The organism is Hyphomicrobium sp. 01T421, assembly GCF_056398805.1.
Window position 1 is genome coordinate 178,820 of sequence record NZ_JBFTQC010000004.1, and the last position, 18,563, is coordinate 197,382.

21 protein-coding genes and 1 tRNA gene are annotated in these 18,563 nt (G+C 57.1%); 10 read left to right on the top strand and 12 right to left on the bottom strand.

Going from position 1 to position 18,563, the window contains the following annotated elements; genetic code table 11:
* The first annotated feature begins 99 nt into the window (after positions 1 to 99).
* Positions 100 to 175, top strand: a tRNA-Lys gene (locus AC1DK3_RS19620).
* 60 nt (positions 176 to 235) lie between these two features.
* Here AC1DK3_RS19620 and AC1DK3_RS19625 read toward each other — a convergent pair.
* Complete coding sequence (locus tag AC1DK3_RS19625) at positions 236 to 505, bottom strand: tyrosine-type recombinase/integrase (RefSeq protein ID WP_477194009.1); 270 nt, start codon at positions 503 to 505, stop codon at positions 236 to 238.
* A 129-nt stretch (positions 506 to 634) separates the two neighbouring features.
* Positions 635 to 940 carry a hypothetical protein gene (locus AC1DK3_RS19630; RefSeq protein ID WP_477193925.1) on the bottom strand — a complete coding sequence of 102 codons (306 nt, stop codon included), beginning with the start codon at positions 938 to 940 and terminating at the stop codon, positions 635 to 637.
* A gap of 237 nt (positions 941 to 1,177) precedes the next feature.
* Between AC1DK3_RS19630 and AC1DK3_RS19635 the strand changes: the two genes are divergently transcribed.
* Positions 1,178 to 1,324: a hypothetical protein gene (locus AC1DK3_RS19635; RefSeq protein WP_477193926.1), complete on the top strand. Its 147-nt coding sequence runs from the start codon at positions 1,178 to 1,180 to the stop codon at positions 1,322 to 1,324.
* A 432-nt stretch (positions 1,325 to 1,756) separates the two neighbouring features.
* On the opposite strand, the gene AC1DK3_RS19640 is transcribed toward AC1DK3_RS19635, so the two are convergent.
* The 5 genes from AC1DK3_RS19640 to AC1DK3_RS19660 all read right to left on the bottom strand — a co-directional run bounded on the left by AC1DK3_RS19640 (position 1,757) and on the right by AC1DK3_RS19660 (position 4,651).
* A complete protein-coding gene (locus AC1DK3_RS19640) occupies positions 1,757 to 2,002 on the bottom strand; it encodes a hypothetical protein (RefSeq protein ID WP_477193927.1) in 246 nt (81 codons plus the stop codon).
* A 60-nt stretch (positions 2,003 to 2,062) separates the two neighbouring features.
* Positions 2,063 to 2,302, bottom strand: a complete 240-nt coding sequence (locus tag AC1DK3_RS19645; protein ID WP_477193928.1) for a hypothetical protein — start codon at positions 2,300 to 2,302, stop codon at positions 2,063 to 2,065.
* Positions 2,289 to 2,561, bottom strand: a complete 273-nt coding sequence (locus tag AC1DK3_RS19650; RefSeq protein ID WP_477193929.1) for a hypothetical protein — start codon at positions 2,559 to 2,561, stop codon at positions 2,289 to 2,291. Before AC1DK3_RS19650 ends, AC1DK3_RS19645 begins: the two co-directional genes overlap by 14 nt.
* 100 nt (positions 2,562 to 2,661) lie before the next feature.
* Positions 2,662 to 4,296, bottom strand: coding sequence for a chaperonin GroEL (gene groL / locus AC1DK3_RS19655; RefSeq protein ID WP_477193930.1), 1,635 nt, complete (start codon positions 4,294 to 4,296; stop codon positions 2,662 to 2,664).
* A gap of 40 nt (positions 4,297 to 4,336) precedes the next feature.
* Positions 4,337 to 4,651 (bottom strand): co-chaperone GroES, encoded by a 315-nt coding sequence (locus AC1DK3_RS19660; RefSeq protein ID WP_477193931.1) that lies wholly within the window; start codon positions 4,649 to 4,651, stop codon positions 4,337 to 4,339.
* A gap of 159 nt (positions 4,652 to 4,810) precedes the next feature.
* Here AC1DK3_RS19660 and rsgA point away from each other — a divergent pair, with 159 nt between their 5' ends.
* The gene (rsgA, locus tag AC1DK3_RS19665) at positions 4,811 to 5,767 is read left to right on the top strand and encodes a ribosome small subunit-dependent GTPase A (RefSeq protein ID WP_477193932.1); all 957 of its coding nucleotides are present in this window, start codon (positions 4,811 to 4,813) and stop codon (positions 5,765 to 5,767) included.
* A gap of 40 nt (positions 5,768 to 5,807) precedes the next feature.
* Here the strand turns inward: rsgA and AC1DK3_RS19670 are convergent, their stop codons facing one another.
* Positions 5,808 to 6,056, bottom strand: a complete 249-nt coding sequence (locus tag AC1DK3_RS19670) for a hypothetical protein (protein WP_477193933.1) — start codon at positions 6,054 to 6,056, stop codon at positions 5,808 to 5,810.
* A gap of 638 nt (positions 6,057 to 6,694) precedes the next feature.
* On the opposite strand from AC1DK3_RS19670, the gene AC1DK3_RS19675 reads away from it, so the two are divergent.
* On the top strand, positions 6,695 to 7,201 hold the full coding sequence (locus AC1DK3_RS19675) for a hypothetical protein (protein WP_477193934.1): 507 nt from the start codon (positions 6,695 to 6,697) through the stop codon (positions 7,199 to 7,201).
* A 147-nt stretch (positions 7,202 to 7,348) separates the two neighbouring features.
* On the opposite strand, the gene AC1DK3_RS19680 is transcribed toward AC1DK3_RS19675, so the two are convergent.
* Genes AC1DK3_RS19680 through AC1DK3_RS19690 form a run of 3 tightly spaced genes read right to left on the bottom strand, consistent with a single transcriptional unit; the run spans position 7,349 to position 8,739 of the window.
* Positions 7,349 to 7,894 (bottom strand): carbonic anhydrase, encoded by a 546-nt coding sequence (locus AC1DK3_RS19680; protein ID WP_477193935.1) that lies wholly within the window; start codon positions 7,892 to 7,894, stop codon positions 7,349 to 7,351.
* 58 nt (positions 7,895 to 7,952) lie between these two features.
* Positions 7,953 to 8,483, bottom strand: a complete 531-nt coding sequence (locus AC1DK3_RS19685) for a hypothetical protein (protein ID WP_477193936.1) — start codon at positions 8,481 to 8,483, stop codon at positions 7,953 to 7,955.
* Positions 8,484 to 8,529: 46 nt separating this feature from the next.
* Entirely contained in the window at positions 8,530 to 8,739 is a 210-nt protein-coding gene (locus AC1DK3_RS19690; protein WP_477193937.1) for a hypothetical protein, read from the bottom strand.
* 832 nt (positions 8,740 to 9,571) lie between these two features.
* On the opposite strand from AC1DK3_RS19690, the gene AC1DK3_RS19695 reads away from it, so the two are divergent.
* From AC1DK3_RS19695 to AC1DK3_RS19710, 4 genes are all read left to right on the top strand, one after another.
* Positions 9,572 to 10,402: a D-alanyl-D-alanine carboxypeptidase family protein gene (locus AC1DK3_RS19695; RefSeq protein WP_477193938.1), complete on the top strand. Its 831-nt coding sequence runs from the start codon at positions 9,572 to 9,574 to the stop codon at positions 10,400 to 10,402.
* Between the two features lie 151 nt (positions 10,403 to 10,553).
* A complete protein-coding gene (locus AC1DK3_RS19700; RefSeq protein WP_477193939.1) occupies positions 10,554 to 11,447 on the top strand; it encodes a hypothetical protein in 894 nt (297 codons plus the stop codon).
* Complete coding sequence (locus AC1DK3_RS19705) at positions 11,435 to 12,682, top strand: glycosyltransferase (protein ID WP_477193940.1); 1,248 nt, start codon at positions 11,435 to 11,437, stop codon at positions 12,680 to 12,682. Before AC1DK3_RS19700 ends, AC1DK3_RS19705 begins: the two co-directional genes overlap by 13 nt.
* 38 nt (positions 12,683 to 12,720) lie before the next feature.
* Complete coding sequence (locus AC1DK3_RS19710; RefSeq protein WP_477193941.1) at positions 12,721 to 13,332, top strand: GNAT family N-acetyltransferase; 612 nt, start codon at positions 12,721 to 12,723, stop codon at positions 13,330 to 13,332.
* Positions 13,333 to 13,906: 574 nt separating this feature from the next.
* Here AC1DK3_RS19710 and AC1DK3_RS19715 read toward each other — a convergent pair.
* On the bottom strand, positions 13,907 to 15,466 hold the full coding sequence (locus AC1DK3_RS19715) for an alpha/beta hydrolase family protein (RefSeq protein WP_477193942.1): 1,560 nt from the start codon (positions 15,464 to 15,466) through the stop codon (positions 13,907 to 13,909).
* A 653-nt stretch (positions 15,467 to 16,119) separates the two neighbouring features.
* On the opposite strand from AC1DK3_RS19715, the gene AC1DK3_RS19720 reads away from it, so the two are divergent.
* Both AC1DK3_RS19720 and glsA read left to right on the top strand, forming a co-directional pair.
* On the top strand, positions 16,120 to 16,488 hold the full coding sequence (locus tag AC1DK3_RS19720) for a VOC family protein (RefSeq protein ID WP_477194010.1): 369 nt from the start codon (positions 16,120 to 16,122) through the stop codon (positions 16,486 to 16,488).
* 1,066 nt (positions 16,489 to 17,554) lie between these two features.
* On the top strand, positions 17,555 to 18,499 hold the full coding sequence (gene glsA / locus AC1DK3_RS19725; RefSeq protein ID WP_477193943.1) for a glutaminase A: 945 nt from the start codon (positions 17,555 to 17,557) through the stop codon (positions 18,497 to 18,499).
* Positions 18,500 to 18,563: the final 64 nt, after the last annotated feature.

Here is an 18,563-nt window from a genome sequence, read left to right on the forward strand (position 1 = left end):
CCCGGCCGATGCTATTCGCTCCTCCGAAGGGGCCCGCATTCGGGCCCCTTCGCCGTCCTTTGGAGCTTCGGCTCCCTTCGTGAGGCCGGTCATTGGTACGGGTGATTAGCTCAGTTGGTAGAGCAGCTGACTCTTAATCAGCGGGTCCACGGTTCGAGCCCGTGATCACCCACCAAATATTTCAATGACTTCCGCACTTTAGCCCTTCAGTGTTTTACACTTTTAAGGGCTAGTTTTACACCGCGAGTTTCACAATCGTTTCTGTTCCTTCGGCGAGCTTCTTGGCGCCCGATAGCGCGAGCTGTTTCCGCCGAGCCTCTTTCGTGTAATGAGCGGCCATCTGTGGAGTAACGTGGCCGAGCTGCGCCATGATCTCGTGCTCGCTACAGCCGGCTTCGGCCAATTCCATTCCGCGCTGGTGTCGGAGTCCGTGAATTGTGTAGCCCTGCACGCCGAGCCCTTTCAGGTGCTTGCGCATCCGCTTGGCGAGGGTGTTGGCGTCGATCGAAAAGTCCCATCGTCGCGTACGACGTACAGCAGGGACTTGGGGAGTGCTTCCAGATAAGTCCGTAGCTCCGCTCCGATCGAGGCGTAGGCATCAGCGCCAGAAGATTTCTCCGTTTTTCCGCATCGATCACAGCAGTTCAATCGCCTGCGATCGCACGACAACCTGGCTTTGCCGGAACGTCACTTCCAGCTTAACGCGGAAATCTCTCCACCAAGCTTTGTCGAGCGCTGCAACCATGACTTCGATGACGAGCACGTCGTCATGCTGGGTTTGACCGCTCTTTTCCCAGCGGCCTTCTGCTGGCGCCCGACTGTAAGCGGTTATGCCTCCGAACTTCTTCGACAAAGTCCAAGCGACCTCCTCAAATGGATGAGGGCCGAACGGTCTTCCGTCATTGTCCCGCACCGGTAGCAAGATTTGGATCAAATTCACGGAAGACCTCCTGTGGCTCGTGGTTTCCGAAGTCCCTGCCGCAATATCGGATTGTCCCCGGTCGCAGTCGTCGTCGCCACCCTGCTTTTGCACTTTGTTGTGGGGGCCGGTTGATCTGATTTTGGCAACGCCTCTGACAGTCTTCCTTAGGGCTCTTGGAAAGCATGTAAGTTCTGTTCAGAGACGAACCTGCGCTCATGCCCCACGAAAGGTTCCACCAGCGAGTGCTCGCCGGCGATGCAGTTGAGGCTATCAAAGGCGGCCGAGCAGAGCGTGAAAGACATGCCGTTGCTTCAATGCTACGACGACATCGCGATCACGGTGCTCTCGATGGTTTACGAAGACGCAGCCAGCGGCCGGCGAGGTCACGGTTTTTCCGGCTGAGAGCACGGACCGGATGAGATGCTCCGGGGCCTCCCACTACTCGAGTCTATTCGCGCTCAATGGCGTACCAAATCGGCAAGCGCAAATCGCTTAAGACGCGGAAGATCGCGCACACTGTTAGCCGATGCATCTATGATGCGAAGCGCAACCACGAGGCAGGTGTTATCGCTAGGCGGCGCGGCACCTGTTCGGTTTTTCTGATATTGGATGTCTAGCAATGCCGAAGTATACGCGCGGCAACACAGCCCGAATTGATCGGGACTAAATGCGGGATGAGGGTACATGGCTCCTCCTTGTGCAGGCGGGAGCACGAGCCTCTCTCAGCCATCGGTGCCTGTGAAACGTTACCGACGATGTCGTCACACTGTGCGCTCGTGGACCGCATAGCTAGCTTTATTTGGCACTCGCCAATTTGCAGTCTCTAGCGCAACATCAGGCTTCGGCCCGATGGGCGTCCAGATCTATGACGTTGCCGTCTGGGCCGTTTACCGTGGAAAAATCCGACACCTTATTTGAGTCACAGACATAGATCCACTTCGCATCAAAAAGCTCGCCGTCACAAATGTAGCCAAGCGTCGCCCCTTTCTTGGGGCGCCAGAAAAGCACTGGGGGCAAGGCGGTCCCGAGTTTCACCCAGTTGGGCTCGACGTACTCTCGGATGGGCTTCCAATGGATCATCCGTTATCTTTCGCCTCCCTCGTTGCAGCCGCTCGTCGTCGGGATTGCCTACGCTATCAATCAGAAGACAGCAGAGTTCATGGGGTCCCCGGACGCCGCCAGCAACTCGCTCTCACGTGCCACGCGCTCGAATATTTCGGCAATCGTCTTTATGCGGTAAAGACGCTCGCGACCTTCGGTGGGTAGTACTCGCGTGACCTTGTAGAGCCTTGCCGATGCAGCGAGCCCTCGCAACGAGGGAGAGAAGTCGACCGTTTGTCCGACTTTGAATTTTGAAATCGGCACTCTAGGATTTGCCATTGCCTGTCTCCAAATCTCGCGCCAACGCTGCTTCCAGATCGGCGGGTTCAATCTCAACGATTTGCCGCGACACGTACGCGGTGTTCGAAGGCAACTCGATGGTGGTCTGTGTTCGCCGGTATCCGACGAACGACATGCCTTCTATAGGCTCTTCGGATACTTCAATTGCGTAAGTGCCTGGCGGATAGGTTCCATCAACTCCGCTGAGGTGGAAAGGGTAAGCGAAACTCACCGTCGATCGGGTTGTTCGTTCCATCATGATTGACCTTATGTCGTTCGAAACGGACGATTCCTGACGAAAGAGCGCCGGCCGCCAGAAATGGCCCAAGCGGCCGGTATGGGGAACCCACGCTCTCGCGTTAGAAACCCATCCCGCCGCCGCCCATCGGCGCGGAAGCATGATCGGTGTCCTTGTCCGGCAAATCCGCGATCATGGCTTCGGTCGTGATCAGGAGACCGGCGACGGAAGCCGCGTCCTGCAGTGCGCAGCGCACGACTTTAGCGGGGTCGATCACGCCCTGAGCGACGAGATCGCCATAGGCGCCAGACTGAGCGTTGAAGCCGAATGCATACGAAGCGTTATCGAGGATCTTGCCGACGATCACTGACCCGTCCTCGCCGGCGTTGGTGAAGATCTGGCGCGCCGGAGCCTGCAGCGCTCTTCGTACAATCGATACGCCTGTCTTTTGGTCCTGGTTACCGGACTTGAGCGCGTCGAGCGACTCGATAGCCCTGAGCAAAGCCACACCTCCGCCGGGCACGATACCTTCTTCAACAGCCGCGCGGGTCGCGTGAAGGGCGTCATCGACGCGGTCCTTGCGCTCCTTGACCTCCACCTCGCTACCGCCGCCGACCTTGATAACAGCGACGCCGCCGGCCAGCTTTGCCAGACGCTCCTGCAGCTTCTCCTTGTCGTAGTCCGATGTCGTATCTTCGATCTGCGCCTTGATCTGATTTACGCGTGTCTCGATATCCGGCTTTTTGCCGGCACCGTCGATGATCGTGGTGTCTTCCTTGTCGATCGTGACCTTCTTGGCGCGGCCAAGCATATCGAGAGTCACGTTCTCGAGCTTAATGCCGAGATCCTCTGAAACCACGCTGCCGCCAGTGACCACGGCAATATCCTCGAGCATCGCTTTGCGCCTGTCACCGAACCCTGGAGCCTTGACGGCAGCAACCTTGAGACCGCCGCGCAGCTTATTGACGACAAGGGTGGCGAGCGCCTCGCCTTCGACGTCCTCGGCGATAATGAGAAGAGGCCGACTTGCCCGCACGACCGCTTCAAGCAGCGGCAGCAGGGCCTGCAGACTGCCGAGCTTCTTCTCGTGGATGAGGATATAAGGGTCCTCGAGCTCGACGGTCATCTTTTCGGCGTTGGTTATAAAATAGGGCGAGAGATAACCGCGATCAAATTGCATTCCTTCGACCACGTCGAGCTCGGTTTCGAGGCTCTTGCTCTCTTCGACCGTGATGACGCCCTCGTTGCCGACGCGTTTCATAGCTTCAGCGATCTTGGCGCCTATTTCTTTATCCCCGTTCGAGGAGATCGTGCCGACCTGGGCAATCTCTTCGTTCGACGTGACCTTTTTGGCTTTTGACTTCAGCTCTTCGACGACGGCAGCGACCGCCTGATCGATACCGCGCCGCAGGTCCATCGGATTGGCGCCAGCCGCAACAGACTTGGCACCTTCCCTGATGATCGCCTGAGCAAGCACAGTTGCTGTCGTTGTGCCGTCGCCGGCGATGTCGGAAGTCTTAGAAGCGACCTCCTTGAGCATCTGCGCGCCCATATTCTCGAACTTGTCCGTAAGCTCGATTTCCTTGGCGACCGTCACACCATCCTTAGTGATGCGCGGCGCGCCATACGACTTTTCGAGCACGACGTTACGGCCCTTGGGTCCGAGTGTGACCTTCACTGCGTTGGCAAGGATGTCGACGCCGCGCAGCATGCGATCGCGCGCGTCTTGACCGAATTTGATGTCTTTAGAGGCCATGGTGAGCAACTCCTGGATTGGGGGATGGGCGTCGATGGGTCTAGGCCGCAGCCTTGACCTTGGTGCTGCCCTCGACCACGCCGAGGATGTCGCTCTCTTTCATGATCAGCAGATCGGCGCCGTCGATCTTGACCTCGGCACCCGACCACTTGCCGAACAGCACGATGTCGCCGAGCTTGACATCTGGCGCGTTGATCTTGCCGCTCTCATCGCGCGCACCTGGACCGACGGCCAAGACTTCGCCTCGCGACGGCTTTTCCTTGGCGGTATCCGGAATGATGATGCCGCCCGCGCTCTTGCTGTCCTCTTCGAGCCGTTTAACAACGACGCGGTCGTGCAAGGGCCGGAATTTCATTGAAATCCTCAAATCTTCTGATTTTTGGCTGGTGTGCGGCCTTGGAGCGTCGGCAGACGACGCGCCTCAAATGCACGGATCATTCTTTTAGCACTCTATTCGCTTAAGTGCTAATGATGATCGCCCAGACGAGCACGCTCGTCGGCTGAGGAACGAGATATGTCATTGGACGCAGTGGGTTGGAGTGGCCAGCGGCAGACGGAATTCGGTGTGCATGCCGCAAACGGACTGATTCCGGGCCGCATCGTTAGCGAACATCGCAGCCACTACAGGGTCGCTACCAATTCTATTGAGCTGTCCGCCGCAATGACCGGACGTCTGCGCAACGCCGCTACTCAGCGCTCCGATCTCGCAGGTGTGGGTGACTTCGTGGCTCTACGCCCGGCGGCGGGCGATGGTGCCGCTACGATCGAGGAAGTCCTTCGTCGCACCAGCGCTTTGGTCCGCAAAGCATCGGGCGAGCAACGTCCGCAGCTTTTGGTGGCGAACGTCGACGTTGTGTTCATTGTCACCGCTCCGGATGGCGATTTTAATCTGCCACGGATAGAGCGATTGTTGGCGTTGGTGCGCGATAGCGGCGCCGCCCCGGTCATCATTCTCAACAAGGCGGACCTCGCTGATGATGTGCACGGTGTAGTCGATCAGATCGTGGCGTTTGCTCCAGGCGTCCCAGTTCATGCGATCAGCGCCCGCTCCGGCGGCATCTCCGATATCGAGCGATATTTCGATGGCAACCAGACGGTCAGCCTCATCGGTTCGTCGGGCGTCGGCAAGTCGACACTGACGAACAAGCTAACGGGATATGCGGAGCAGGCGACGCAGGAAGTCCGTGCTCACGATAGCCGAGGCCGGCATACGACAACACATCGCCAGTTGTTTATCCGTCCGCAAGGTGGCTCCCTCATCGACACGCCAGGAATGCGAGGGTTGGAGCTTTGGAAGAGCGAAGACAAGGTCGAGTTGGATTTCGACGATATCGAAGCCTTGGCGAGCCGGTGTCGATTTCGCAATTGCAGGCATGACCGTGAGCCGGGCTGTGCGGTGCGCGCTGCCCTAGAGCGAGGCGATATCGAATCTGCGCGCCTCGCGAGCTACGTCGCGCACGCGCGCGCGTAATAATCCATATGGGCCGTTCGACAGGCGCTGATCACCGAGATCAAGTCTCCGCCGAAAACACCCCGGCTGTTTGCTCGACGATGATATAGCCTCTGTCCCTGAGCGCCTTGAGATAATCCGGACGAAGATTTTTAAACTCGCCGCTCTTCAGGTGCTGCCACGGCGTCTGACGGCGGATGCTCTCAGGCAGTTCATCGAAGCCGCCTTCCTCGAAGATGAGATGCCGGTTCCTCTCGTTCATCGAGCGGGAGATGCTGTATCGCGACGATGTCGCGGCAGAATCGAACATGAGCGTTTTACCTCAGGAGTCCGGGTCGTCGGTTTGAACTGGCTGCTCTTCATACGTTCCGGTGAACCAGAAATAGCCACCAGCGAGTGCCGCGACGAAGAGCATGATGACGACGACACGGGGCATGGAACTCTCCTGGCATGTGTCCATAACACGAGTTGAGTCAACGGACGTCACCCAAAGCGGCCGAGGTCGTCGGAACACCCAGCACGGCGTTGGAGTAGCCCGCTCTTACTCCGATAGCGGACATGAGTGTGGAGGATGGTTGACGTCAGCTTTGGGCCGGTAGCCGACATCGCGGCAAATGCGAGATCGCTCGCCGGCAGGAGCGCTTCTATACAAAAGCCGACATCGCCGGCTTCCTGGAACTGGGTACCGCTGGAGTGCCAAGCGACGTCCGCTTTCGAAGGACGAGCCGCCGCTAAAACGCTTTCTGAAACGACCGCAAGTGACCAAAGCGCACGCAGTCGATAGCGTCAAAGTCTCTTCGGGGCCGCGCTTAGTCAAACCGAGCGGCATTCAGTGGCGTCCTAAATGGTGGCAAAAACGACCTACCCAAAAATTTGATTCCCCTTGAAGTATCTGAAAGTGCTCTCAAGCGCTCCTCGTAGACCCATTTGGAATCCATAAGGGGCGACATGAACGAGTTTTTGCTTTTCGGATTGTCCGTGGCACTCAGCTTTTGTGCGTGGGGCTATTTGTCTATCAACTATGTCTGGCCATGGCTCAGCCAACTGCCGCTGGCGTCTGCGGCACGGCCTATTCTGGCCGTGAACCTTTTCCGTTTCGTAGGCTTGTCCTTTCTGTTTCCCGGCGTTGCGGGCCTCACGCCGAGCGCATTCGCGATTCCTGGAGCGTTTGGCGATCTTTTGGCCGTTGTTCTCGCTTGGATTGCGTTATTCTTGCTGAATCGCCCAGCAGGTGTCGTCGCACTTTGGATTTTTAATGTGTGGGGTACGGTCGATCTGATCTTCGCATTCTATCAGGGCATTTTTGGTCCGGACTTCCGCCCTTCCGCACTAGGAGCGACCTTCTATATTCCGACGGTGTATGCACCGATGCTTTTGAGCGCGCACGCAATGCTCTTCATTCTTCTGATGAGGAGGCGGAAGACCACTGCTGACGCATCTGATGCGCTAGCTTAAGCACAGTCCGCATTGCAATTCTCGAGTGTCCGCTTCTGGCCCCTTAGCGAAAGTCAATCCACGAGAGGACGGTCGCTGCGCGGCTGGCGATTTGTCTGAGGCCAAGCGGAAGACATACTTGCCACGTCGGTGTCGACTACGCCGCCGTCAAATTTTGTCTGGTCGGAGAAGTTCAGGTGGAACGATCGTTTCAACCTTTCCGGTTGCGACGTCATAGACGAGGCCCGAAACCATAAAGCCACCGGGAAGATTGGGGTTGGATTTCAACTTGGCCACATCAATGGCCACCGCTTTGAAGGGGTTGGTGATCGCCAAGTCTTTAAGGTCTTCCGGCGTGACGCCCATATGCTTCGCCAACATTTCAGGCGCATGATTATAGCAATGGGTGATGCCGCAGTCGGTGTGATGCAGCACGATGAGGTTCCAGCCGGAGCCAACCTCTTGTCCCGCTACGCGCGACACCACTCTCAATATGCCCATTGTCTCAAAGACGGATGGCGTCATTCGCCCACCGACGTTGCGGATAATTGCTGCTTCGCCCGACTGCAGTTTGAAAAGCTCCATCGGATCGACGCGCGGATCCACACATCCAATGATCATCGTCCGCCGGGACGGTATCATTTTCAAGTTCGGTGTCACGCCAATCTGCGCGAAGTCCGCATTGCGCTCGATTAGCGTTTCGAAGAACTCCATCGGGATCTCTTTCATTAAATTCGGGCTGGTCTCAAAGCATCGTGGTCGGATATCATCGTCAAATCTTGGAAGCCGACGTTTTTCGGGAGTTCGGAAAAGACATCTCTTCCGAATGATACCTGCGCACCGCCAATGCTCCTAGGATGAGAAAGGCTGCCATAACTCCGACTTGAGCGACGATAAATGGTGCTTCCGACTGGGTAGGGGCAAGCGCCTGAAGGGTGGAAATCTTTTGAAAGGATTGGACCACCGCGACGAAGACATTGAGGTAAAGCGCCGACAGCGCACTTGCGACATAGATCCAGCGCCACGCGCCGTCGCCATGTCGAGCATAATACGAGATCAGTGCAACGGCCAAAACCGCTAGCGAAATGATGCCGACGATGTGTGAAGGCAAGAGCCTGTCGCGGAGAAAGAAAAAGCCGGTCACGCTTGTAAAAATTGTCGTTACGAATAATATGCCGGTCCAAGACTTGAAATTTCTCGACGTCAGCATGCCGTACAGCACGATGAAACCCGATATTATCCCGATCAAGCTGATGACGACGTGAAGCGTCGTGAACTCGGAGACCGACAATCCTAAAATCATACTGGCGAACCTTTTCCGTTTGGCGTTGACGATGCACTGGCTCCGATCAGCGTCGGCGATCTCCGAGACGGCGTTTGGCGGGGCGAAGCATTTCCGAGGTAAAGCCGTGCGCGAACAGCGCGACGAGCACCGCTGGAATGACGATGATTCCGAGTATGAGAGCGAGAATATTCGACCAGCGCAGCGGTCCGGTTTTCCGGCGGACGAGACTGGGCGCGCCACCGCATTCCGGTCTATCGGCGTCAGTATTCGCCATGCTCATTCGCCGCTCTCTGGGTAAGCTTCATCGAATTCAATTTCCGAAGCTAGCGCGGACGTGCGCGCATTCGCATCATTTCGATGGATCGGTCAGGAGCACGCGAAGTGGCGGGAGTCTGCGCAACTTTGGTCATCGCTGCAGGGCTGCTGGGTAGCGCGATATCCTACTGCTGCCACGCAAAACACGGAAATCGGTACGGACCTTCGCGGTCGCTGGCCAGCTTCTGGACCTGAAGTCGACAATCGATTGATGTCCGCGGTCGGATTAGCATCGAGCAAGCTTTCAGGCGCCGGGAACTGATCAAAAGTCTGCTCCTCAAATGTCCGATTTTCTCTGCAAAGAACCCATCGAGCGTTGAAGAGCGCGATGAAAGCCGACGTCAGCTTTGGGTCAGAAGTGGACGTGCCGACGCGAGTGCGACTACCGCTCTTACTTCGTAAGCAGACGTCGCCGATGATAGTTGTTCGTCCTAGCTGTTCGCGATATCGACGTCGGCTAATGGGATTTTTCGGACGAAGTGTCTTTGTCCGCTTTGGGCCAAGAGCTGCTACTCGCAAATCAGATCTGAATTCGGCGTGGGACCGACGCTACCGGCGTACTCAAACGGGACCAACATTTTGGTGCTAGCCTTAAGTATCTGTCGCCCAATGGAAATAATATTTTGAACAGATAGTGCACAAGTAAATCGAGGAGCCGACTTCGTCGGCGATAGAATCGCCGGTAAGCAAGGGGGGTTTGCGCGCGTGAACAGGGATTTGCGTCCGGTATGGCGAGGGAGAGCGAGATTTCGGGTCTTGGTGTTACCGTTGCGGAGCCTTTTGCAGAACGAATGCTGACTAAGCGATCGTTGAGACTTCCGACGTCTCTGACGACAAACTTCGCGGCGCTATCGATTACAGCCGAGCGGGTAATCGTCATCGAGCCGGGAAGCAATACAGTTCTCTTTGCAAAAAATCCCTCCGTCCGCCGTCCCATCGCCAGCATTCAGAAATTGCTCACGGCCCTACTCGTTATCGAAAGGGGACCGTCGGACGAACTCATCGAAATATTGCCTGAAGATCTGCCGGCAGATGCGCGATGCCTCCCAATGACGGCAGGTCTGCAGCCGGGCCACGCCTATTCGCGCCAAAGCTTGCTGACTGCAATGCTGGTCGGTAGCGCCAACGATGCCGCGAGCGCCTTGGCTCGTGACCATTCCGGCAGCGTCGAAACTTTCGTAGACGCGATGAATGTGCGGGCGAAGAAGTTGGGAATGAACAACAGTCGGTTCTGCAACCCAGGTGGCCTCCCGCATGAAGGACAGTTTTCGACAGCCGAAGATGTTGCCGTCCTTGCAAGAAAAATCGACGAGATTCCCGGCTTGCGAGCCATCGTCGCCACACCCGCCTGCGATTTAACACACGGCGACGGATCAACGGTGTGCTTGAAGAATACCAATCGCTTGCTGCGTACAATGACTGAATGCGACGGCATGAAAACGGGTTTCACCCGGGCATCGGGCCACTGCCTCGTCGCGTCCGGTTCTTTCAGAGAAATACGGCGCATCGTTATCGCGCTGAACAGCACCGCAGATCAAATTTGGAACGATGCCCGGCAGCTTTTGACGTCCAGTCTCGGCATCCCTGACCCACCCAGCGGAGCAGCGCTTGTTTCAGACTGATCACCGCCGCGCGACTCTGACCTTCGCCAACCGGAACAGTGAGCACCAAACGCACTTGCGTGATTTGGCGCTGGCACTATCGGGACCCGATGTACGCGGGCAGGCGCGCTTATACAGTCGCGGAAGACGATGGAAGAAGACGGCCAGACAAATGGACGATGAGTTTGCCTCGTTTCAACGAACGTTCGGATTGCCCTTTAAAACCTGGGCTGAAAGCAATTTCGGCGAGCGTCGCGCCCCCACGACGGTATTCTATCCCTTTGGCGGCCCTGATTTTTGTTTTCCCTACTACCTCTTCCCAAATGCACGCGATTACATCCTGGTCGGCTTCGAGCCATGCTCGCTTTGGCCACTTGACGAGTTGTCGCCGGCGTTTGAACTCGCCGGCACGCTTGAGGCGATGCGCCATTATCTTTCCTTTTCTTACTTCATCACAAAGGACCTCCACCGCAGCTTGGCCGGGACTGACGTGCGCAGCGTGTTGCCGTTGCTGCTGATACAGGTTGCCCGTTGTGGCTTGCCTCTGCTCTCGGTCGAGCCAATGAACGACGGAGCAGAAGGCCTGTGCATTGAGTTCGGCGAGACGGATGACCCTCGGCGCCTGCATTACTACCGCCAGGATTTGCGAGACGTTCATTGGAATGAGGGCAACAGCCTGTATCGCCATCTTCGGGCGCCCTCGCGTCTAGCCGTGTTCGTGAAGAGCGCGAGCTACCTGCTGCATGAACCGCCGTTTGAACGGCTCCGGCGAGTGATCCGGGATCACGCCTCCGTATTGGTTCAGGATCCAAGTGGCGTTCCCTATGATGTGTTGCAAAAGTGGCGTTGGAGTGCTGGTCTTCATGGCCAATTTACATCTGACATTCCTGTCTTCTCTCGATATGACCAATCGAGCCTCGCGCGCGCATATCTGGCCTCGACTGATAGTCAGCGGCTTGAGTTCGGAATTGGCTATTTGACCACTCCATCCACTTCGAGCCTCGTCGTGGCCAGTCCACCGGAGCGCGCCTTCGTATCGCACCGGGAGGTCGCATGCGCATCCTGATGACGCAGCGTGAGCTGAGCAATGTCGCCGGCTCAGAAATGGTGACTGTTGAGGTGGCAAAAGCTTTGGCTGGTCGCGGGCATGAGATCGCGGTGTACAGCCCCCAAATCGGCGCCATCGCCAAGCTGCTCCTGCCAAGCGGCGTGCAAGTCGCGCGCGAACTCCGCGATGCCCCTTGGACACCGGACGTGATCCACGGTCAGCACCACTTGCCTGCAATGGCCGCGATTGCGCGCTTCCCGGCGGCATCGGCAATCTATTACTGCCACGGTACGCAGCCCTGGGTCGAACGGCCTCCCGTCCACAGCAGGATCAGCAGATATGTGATGATGTGCGAGTGGATGGTGCTTCGCGCTCGGGCGGAACTCAGACTGGCGCCTGAACACGTTACGTTCATCCCGAACTTCGTCAATACGACGCGTTTCTCTGAAGTGCGCCAAGCGCCGGCGCAAATTCGTAGCGCACTGTTGTTCGGGGGATCGCGTCTGCCAGAGTCGCAGCTTCTTCAACTGGAGGCCGCATGTGCCGCTCTTCACATCAAGCTCGACAAAATCGGTCACGCTTATAAAAACCACCGCCCGCGCCCTGAGGTCTTCCTTCAGCAATATGATCTTGTCTTCGCCATCGGCAAATGCGCGCTGGAAGCGATGGCAACGGGCTGCGCCGTTGTGCCAGTCATCCCGGGACAGGCCGGCGCACTTGTAACGACCGATACTTTCGATGAATGGGCCTTCTCGAATTTCGGACCACGCTATTTCATGTCGTCTAGCCAGATCAACGAGCGGTGGCTTCGGAAACAGCTCGACACTTATTCGGCTTTAGATTTGGAGCGGGTCACGGCAAAGGTTCGAGGTAAATGCACGATCGATGGCGCCGTTGACAGGCTGGAAGCCATTTATCGCGAGGCGGCACAGGCGAAGCCAACGACTCTCGTAGCGGACGATTCTTTTGCGCCCTATCTCGAACAGCTCGCGAATGAAGTGGACCCCATGTGGGCCGAACTGGAAGGCATCCACGGTAAGCTCAAGAAAATCACGGACATGAAAGCGAAGTTGCGAGAGAGCACTAGGGCACAAGAGTGCCTGCAAGCGGAGTTGCTCGCGCTCTACCGCAAACTTAACGGCAATCATGCCCCTCAACACCTGCGCTATCGAGAGATCATTCACCGCATATGGGCGCGCTTGCGAGCGCAACGGTCGCGGAGGCGTTACAGGCACGCGATCCCGACGGAGTAAAATAGCCCCGGCAATCATTTGGCACTGGCGGTTTGAGCATGACGCATATGATCAGTTTCGATTGGCCCCGGACAATGGTCTCTGCCGTTGCGCCATCAGCACCGCTTCATCCAAGCATCGTCGATGGCGCGACAGCCCTTTGTCCGTTCAATGATGACACGCCTAAACTGTTCGAGCGCTGGTTTGCAGACCAAGAGCTTATTGGCGTCATGGGCGACTGGGAATTCCTTCCTCTGCCCTATTATGACCAGACGCCGGACGAATTCGTGCGTCGAACACGTCGCAGCACCTGGCTGGTCTGCGCTAGAGAGAACGAAAGCCTCGTCCCGATCGGATATACGGGACTTTATGTGCAGCCGCGCCATCGTGTCGGGATATTGAGACTGGCGATCGCTGAACCGAAATATCGCCGGCAGGGTCATGGGCTGCGAGCCACCCGAATGGCGATCGATTGGGCGTTCCGGTCATTGGATCTCTTCACGCTGCATCTTTCAGTGACCGCCGCAAATCAATCCGCGGTTGAGCTTTATCGCGGATGCGGCTTTCGCGAATGCGGCCGTTATCAGCTCTCGCGATTTTCTCGGGATGGCCGATCCGATGAAGTGCTGATGGAGCTGATGCGTTCCGATTGGCTGCCAGTCAACCGATAACGAGGAGTAACTCCGGCTCGGCGCCAACGCCAGAAATTAGATGGCGCCCCCTAGGAGAGAGATCAACAGATTCTAGCTCCGTTACCGCATCGACGACAAACCGATAAGAGTACATCACACCACGCGCCGAGGTGCAGCGTGGTCATGCGGCTCAGGTGAGCTTGTGCATGCCGGCTTAGGTCGTGGAGAGGAGCGAAGGACGAAAGTCTGCTTCTTTCTGTGTGCGAAAATCGAATGAAGCGAAGTCCGCTTAGGGTCAGAAGCGGGAGTCAGTGACAAACCCGTCTTGGCTGAAGCTCACACATTCGACTTTACGGCCAACGCAGCACCCATGCGAAGAGGGGGCTGTTAACGAGCAACGCAATCGCCACAATCAGAAGCTCATGCAGGGCGGCTATCGAGGATTAAAGAAAGCTTCAGGCAGGATGTGCAGGAGCCAATCCCTTCGCGCCACCCCTAGAAGAGCACCACATAACCTAGAAACGCCAACGGCCCGCCCGGATCTCTCCGCGCGGGCCGATCTTGGCTCCCCATAGCCGTCCGAGGGCTGTCGATTGATCAGTAGAAAATCATCTTATTTTTTGCCCTTGCCCTTACCTTCATCAGCGGTTCGTTTGCACGCAATCGCCTTTTTCATCTTGGGGATGTGAGCCTTGCTCCAATTCAAGATCATTTGCATTACGTCGCTGCTGCTGTAGCCACCACCCTCATTGCTGCCGTCCATCATCATGTGAGTGATGCCCTCCATGACGGGCCGTTTCAGCTCATAGGGCCAAGCGTTGGCAATATTCGGCGCCTCGTCGAGCCTGATGTACTCGACGGCGGCGGTGCCTTGGCCAGCCTTGCGGCGAGCAATGACCGCGTCGACGATGTCCCGAGATTGCGTGCTTATGGCCGTATAGTCACCCTTTACTACCAACTGCGGGACGGTGTCGAAATCCGCCGCCGTCAAACCGGCTTGGGCAAGAGTTACCCCGGTGCCTTCGACGGTAATCAGGCCCTTGAGGTAATTCAGAGTGCCGTGCTGCTTCAGGTAGCGCATGGCATGGTACCCGGTCGGACCACCTTGGGAATGCGTCGCGACGATAGCCCCGCCATAGATCTTGCCGAGCTGCTCAACCAGCTCCGCGATATTCACTGGTGTCCACGTGTGTCCCGATGCAAACCCGCCAGCGCTGATCGTCGTCGGTACGCATGTGTCGCACGTGCCACCCGGAAGCGTCATCTCCGAATTGGGCACGAGCTCGCGCCAGTAGTTGAGATGATAGAATTCCGACGGGCCTGCAATGGTGCAGACGGGCACCTCGCCCTTTGGAATGAGATTGGGCGGAATGATCTCCGGGCTCGTCGCGTGGATCGGGAACTGCGGCATCACGCCCGGCCTGTGACCGGTCGTGGGGTTGTCCGGATCGAGCGAGCTCCACCCATGCGGCACCAGCTGATCGACGCATATGTTGGCCGTCCCTGGCCCATTGGTCGGCTGGCCAGTCGCCGGATTGACGAGATGCCCGAACGTACCGGACCACCAGTCGGCCGTCCCCAGGATGAGCATGTCGGGGATGAGAGCACGTCCTGCGGCTTGGTCTGCGGGGTTGCCACTGCTCAACAGGGCTTTCCCTTCGTGAATGGCGGTGGCGTCGAAGCCAGATCGCCCGCGCCCCGACTGGTCGACGACGAAGGTCGGAATGTTATTGCGTAGGGCCTGTGGGGCCCAGCCTTCGCGGCCGTCGGGCGTCGATTCAAGGCTCGCCCCCGTATGCGCGCCACCGCTCACGAAGATGATCGGATAGTCGTTGAACTTGATGGGGATCTGGAACTGGACATACATCTGCCCGATCATCAATGCTTTGGGATAAGCGCTCCGGACCGAGGAGAAGTAGTGGGTGGTCTTGAGCTTGCCCCCGACGAAAAAACTGCCCTGATCGCAGACGCTCACGCTGCTTTTCAGGTAGTGGCGCGTGGGCGTCGGGTAGAACGATGGGATGGTGGGATCGTCATTGGGAGGGTTGTTGGGAGGGTTGTTGCCCTTCTTGTCCGCCCAGGCGCCCGTCGTAGCCGTCGCGCAGACAAGGGCACCGGCAAGCGCGCATACCCACCCTCCACTCACCGTAAACTTCTTGTTTCTCGGCAGCATGGAATCCTCCGGTTTTTTTGCGACGCACGCTTCTACGTCGGCCCGCGATCGCCTTTCGTGGCGGACTTTATTAAACTGCCACTTTGAGATTTGGCTTGGCACCGGGAGAACAGGCTTGGCGCAGGGGGAATTAGTTCAACAGCCTTTCGATCGCTCGTTGTAATTCGCGGTTGCTTGTCGCCCCCGCGTCGACCTGGAAGCGCGACAGTCCATGTCGTTGCTGATGGGTGTAGATCGGCCCCCAAAAACAGACCCATCATCGGCGCGCGATAGCGCCAACCCTTCCGGCGCTACGCTGCGGATAAAAGGCTGAAGATTTGGAAGGGCCAGGGATAAGCGAAGCCCTCAAGGTTCACCCCGAAGATCGGCTCAGGGCTAGCGGCCACGCGGAAAAATCGCATTGAATTCGCTGTGTTTTTTGTCCCACCAAAATCCGGGAGTGTCATTCGACTTCCCAGCACACCACGACCTATGGTCGGATGACATCTCCGAGCCAAAGTAGCCCTCGACTAGTTACGTAATGTCTCGAGCATGAGAGGGGAGTCTGTGATGTCGTCAGAATTCTATCGACCGAAAGGTCTATCGAGTGCCGTTTTTACCAAGACCCGAAAGCGGCATATCGGTGGCTCGAAAAAGCGTTCGGTTTCGAACCGCTGTTCGTCCTTCTCGATTCCAATGGCAATCTTGCTCACTCCGAAATGACGTATGGAGCGTCGGTCGTCATGATCGGGAGTGAGTGGAGCGACGATCACAAGAGCCCAAGATCAGTCGGCGGCAAGAATACGCAGACAGTTCATGTCCAAATTGCGGAGGCCGCGGACGTTGATGCGCATTGCGAACGCGCTCGTAACGGAGGCGCGCAGATTGTGCAGGAGCCTACAACTCAGTTTTATGGTGATCGAAGTTGTCGAGCAAAGGACCCTGATGGCCACATTTGGACCTTCAGCGTAACCGTCCAAAAGATGACCCCTGATCAGTGGGACGCCGCCAGCGGCCTCACCACGCGCAAGCGTCTCGATTGATCACAATGAGCTGAGGATCATTGTCAGCTTCTATACACAAGCTGATATTTCTTTGGTGCACGATCGCGCAGACCACTGCGTCCCCTCCAGATGTCTGCTTCAAGTATAGAGCGGAAGTCGCGCTGGAATCCCATAGTTCCGCTTTTGACCCTAAGCGGAAATTTCAAAATTTAAGAAGCTGCAATCGGTCTTGTCCGCATTGCCGAGAATGCGGACATTGGCTTGGGCATGCGGTGTCGCCTGTTCGACGCGAACGTCTGTCCGATGCTCCACCGCAAGCGGACAAAAGCAGATTTTTCGCTATAGGACTGATGCGGGCTATTCGACCGCAATCTCCCTATCGCACAATAGCAGAAACTCTTTTGATCATGACTAGATGGCCAATCAGTCTTCAATTATCGCGGTGCCCGCTTTGGAGATTTTTACCGGTCTACCGGTGAACGCAAAACCGCGGGCCGTCTGAAAGCGGACATCCTCGAAAGACGTCCATTTAAGAGCAAACCTGCTCAGCGCGAGTACCTCGCGTAATCGCTCGTAGCCCCGATGTCCGTAATTGGAGTCACGCCGCCAACGGATAAACCAGCCAACGGCCAATAGCGCCACGGAAGGCATTCGACCTAGTCATCGAAATCGGGGTCGGTTGTCGCCCCAACGGGCGCTTCGACATGCCGTAAGCGCCTATCCAATAGCCAATGTGCGAACGCTGACCGCGTCGGCTGGCATAGATATTGCGCACCATACGAAGCTGTCGGCGGGGCGCTTTCCTGAAAACTCCAATACCTCGCGGCACTTGCAGCAGATGATCGACGCGCGCGGCTCATTGCGCGTTTCGCATCCTTGCCAAACTTGTGCGCAGGCGCGGTCATAGTTGAACAAGAACTGAGCACATTCAGCGAGCCGAAAACAATGTTCTGGAAAAAGCGGCCGAGCGGGGACCCATCTCATCAAATGGAAAATGCGATTTTATCCGGGGGGACGATCGCGGCGCCGGAAGCAATTCATGCGACTACTGCCGATCTCGCGCCGAATTCCATTTCGCAAGTCGATCAGATGCTCGCCTACGTCTATGAGCAAACGCGACCCATCACCGACGGGAGTTCTGGCAGACTATATTCCGGAGCTCGCAAAGGTTCCGGCCAATTCCTTTGGCATTGCCATGGCCACGACGAAGGGCAAGATCCATAAGGTGGGCGATGCCGACGTCGAATTCACGATCCAGTCGACATCGAAGGCGCTTACCTATTGCATGGCGCTTGAACTCGTCGGCCGCAAAGAGGTTCTATCGCGCGCCGGAGTGGAACCTAGCGGCGATCCGTTCAATGCCATTGAATTCAGCCCAGAGACGCGGCGGCCGTTCAATCCGATGATCAATGCCGGTGCCATCGCCATTTCCGGATTGCTCCGCGATATCCTCGGCGAGCAGGCATTCGATCTCGTTCTCGATCGATTTTCTCGAGCCGCAGGACGTCGACTGTCGCTCAATGAAAGCGTCTATCGTTCCGAAGCGGCGACGGGACATAGTAACCGGGCGATCGGCCATCTTCTTCTAAGCGTCGGAGCCATGACCGAGCCGGTGGAGCCCGCACTCGACCTCTATTTCAAGCAGTGCTCGATCATGGTGACGGCAACGGATTTGGCCCGTATCGGCGCGACGATTGCCAATCTCGGAGTCAATCCAGTCACCAACGAGCAAGTCTTCGATATCGACGCGGTGCGCGATACGCAGTCGGTGATGTTTACCTGCGGAATGTACGACTACTCCGGCGGCTGGGCCTACGAAGTAGGGATTCCCGCAAAGAGCGGTGTTGGGGGCGGCATCCTTGGCGTTGTGAACCGGCAAATCGGTATAGGCACATATTCCCCCCGCCTCGACAGCAACGGCAACTCGGTGCGAGGTGTCGCGAGCTATCGAATGATGTCCGATAGCCTCGGTCTGCACTCGTTCGACCTGACGAACACGGGTTCGGGTTTCGTGAGTTCGTTTTTCACCTCAGACGCAGCTGAAGGCTGAAGCATACATAAGTATCGGACAGGCCAAGAAAGCCCGGAAAAACGGTGCGAAGAGTCGGGGGAGA

Coding starts and splice junctions, on each gene's coding strand:
- glsA (WP_477193943.1), top strand. CDS start 17,555: ATGAGCAAACGCGACCCATCACCGACGGGAGTTCTGGCAGACTATATT.
- groL (WP_477193930.1), bottom strand. CDS start 4,296: ATGGCCTCTAAAGACATCAAATTCGGTCAAGACGCGCGCGATCGCATG.
- AC1DK3_RS19675 (WP_477193934.1), top strand. CDS start 6,695: ATGAACGAGTTTTTGCTTTTCGGATTGTCCGTGGCACTCAGCTTTTGT.
- AC1DK3_RS19680 (WP_477193935.1), bottom strand. CDS start 7,894: ATGGAGTTCTTCGAAACGCTAATCGAGCGCAATGCGGACTTCGCGCAG.
- AC1DK3_RS19645 (WP_477193928.1), bottom strand. CDS start 2,302: ATGGCAAATCCTAGAGTGCCGATTTCAAAATTCAAAGTCGGACAAACG.
- AC1DK3_RS19710 (WP_477193941.1), top strand. CDS start 12,721: ATGACGCATATGATCAGTTTCGATTGGCCCCGGACAATGGTCTCTGCC.
- AC1DK3_RS19700 (WP_477193939.1), top strand. CDS start 10,554: ATGGACGATGAGTTTGCCTCGTTTCAACGAACGTTCGGATTGCCCTTT.
- AC1DK3_RS19705 (WP_477193940.1), top strand. CDS start 11,435: ATGCGCATCCTGATGACGCAGCGTGAGCTGAGCAATGTCGCCGGCTCA.
- AC1DK3_RS19690 (WP_477193937.1), bottom strand. CDS start 8,739: ATGGCGAATACTGACGCCGATAGACCGGAATGCGGTGGCGCGCCCAGT.
- AC1DK3_RS19635 (WP_477193926.1), top strand. CDS start 1,178: ATGCAGTTGAGGCTATCAAAGGCGGCCGAGCAGAGCGTGAAAGACATG.
- AC1DK3_RS19660 (WP_477193931.1), bottom strand. CDS start 4,651: ATGAAATTCCGGCCCTTGCACGACCGCGTCGTTGTTAAACGGCTCGAA.
- rsgA (WP_477193932.1), top strand. CDS start 4,811: ATGTCATTGGACGCAGTGGGTTGGAGTGGCCAGCGGCAGACGGAATTC.
- AC1DK3_RS19650 (WP_477193929.1), bottom strand. CDS start 2,561: ATGATGGAACGAACAACCCGATCGACGGTGAGTTTCGCTTACCCTTTC.
- AC1DK3_RS19640 (WP_477193927.1), bottom strand. CDS start 2,002: ATGATCCATTGGAAGCCCATCCGAGAGTACGTCGAGCCCAACTGGGTG.
- AC1DK3_RS19715 (WP_477193942.1), bottom strand. CDS start 15,466: ATGCTGCCGAGAAACAAGAAGTTTACGGTGAGTGGAGGGTGGGTATGC.
- AC1DK3_RS19685 (WP_477193936.1), bottom strand. CDS start 8,483: ATGATTTTAGGATTGTCGGTCTCCGAGTTCACGACGCTTCACGTCGTC.
- AC1DK3_RS19695 (WP_477193938.1), top strand. CDS start 9,572: ATGCTGACTAAGCGATCGTTGAGACTTCCGACGTCTCTGACGACAAAC.
- AC1DK3_RS19670 (WP_477193933.1), bottom strand. CDS start 6,056: ATGTTCGATTCTGCCGCGACATCGTCGCGATACAGCATCTCCCGCTCG.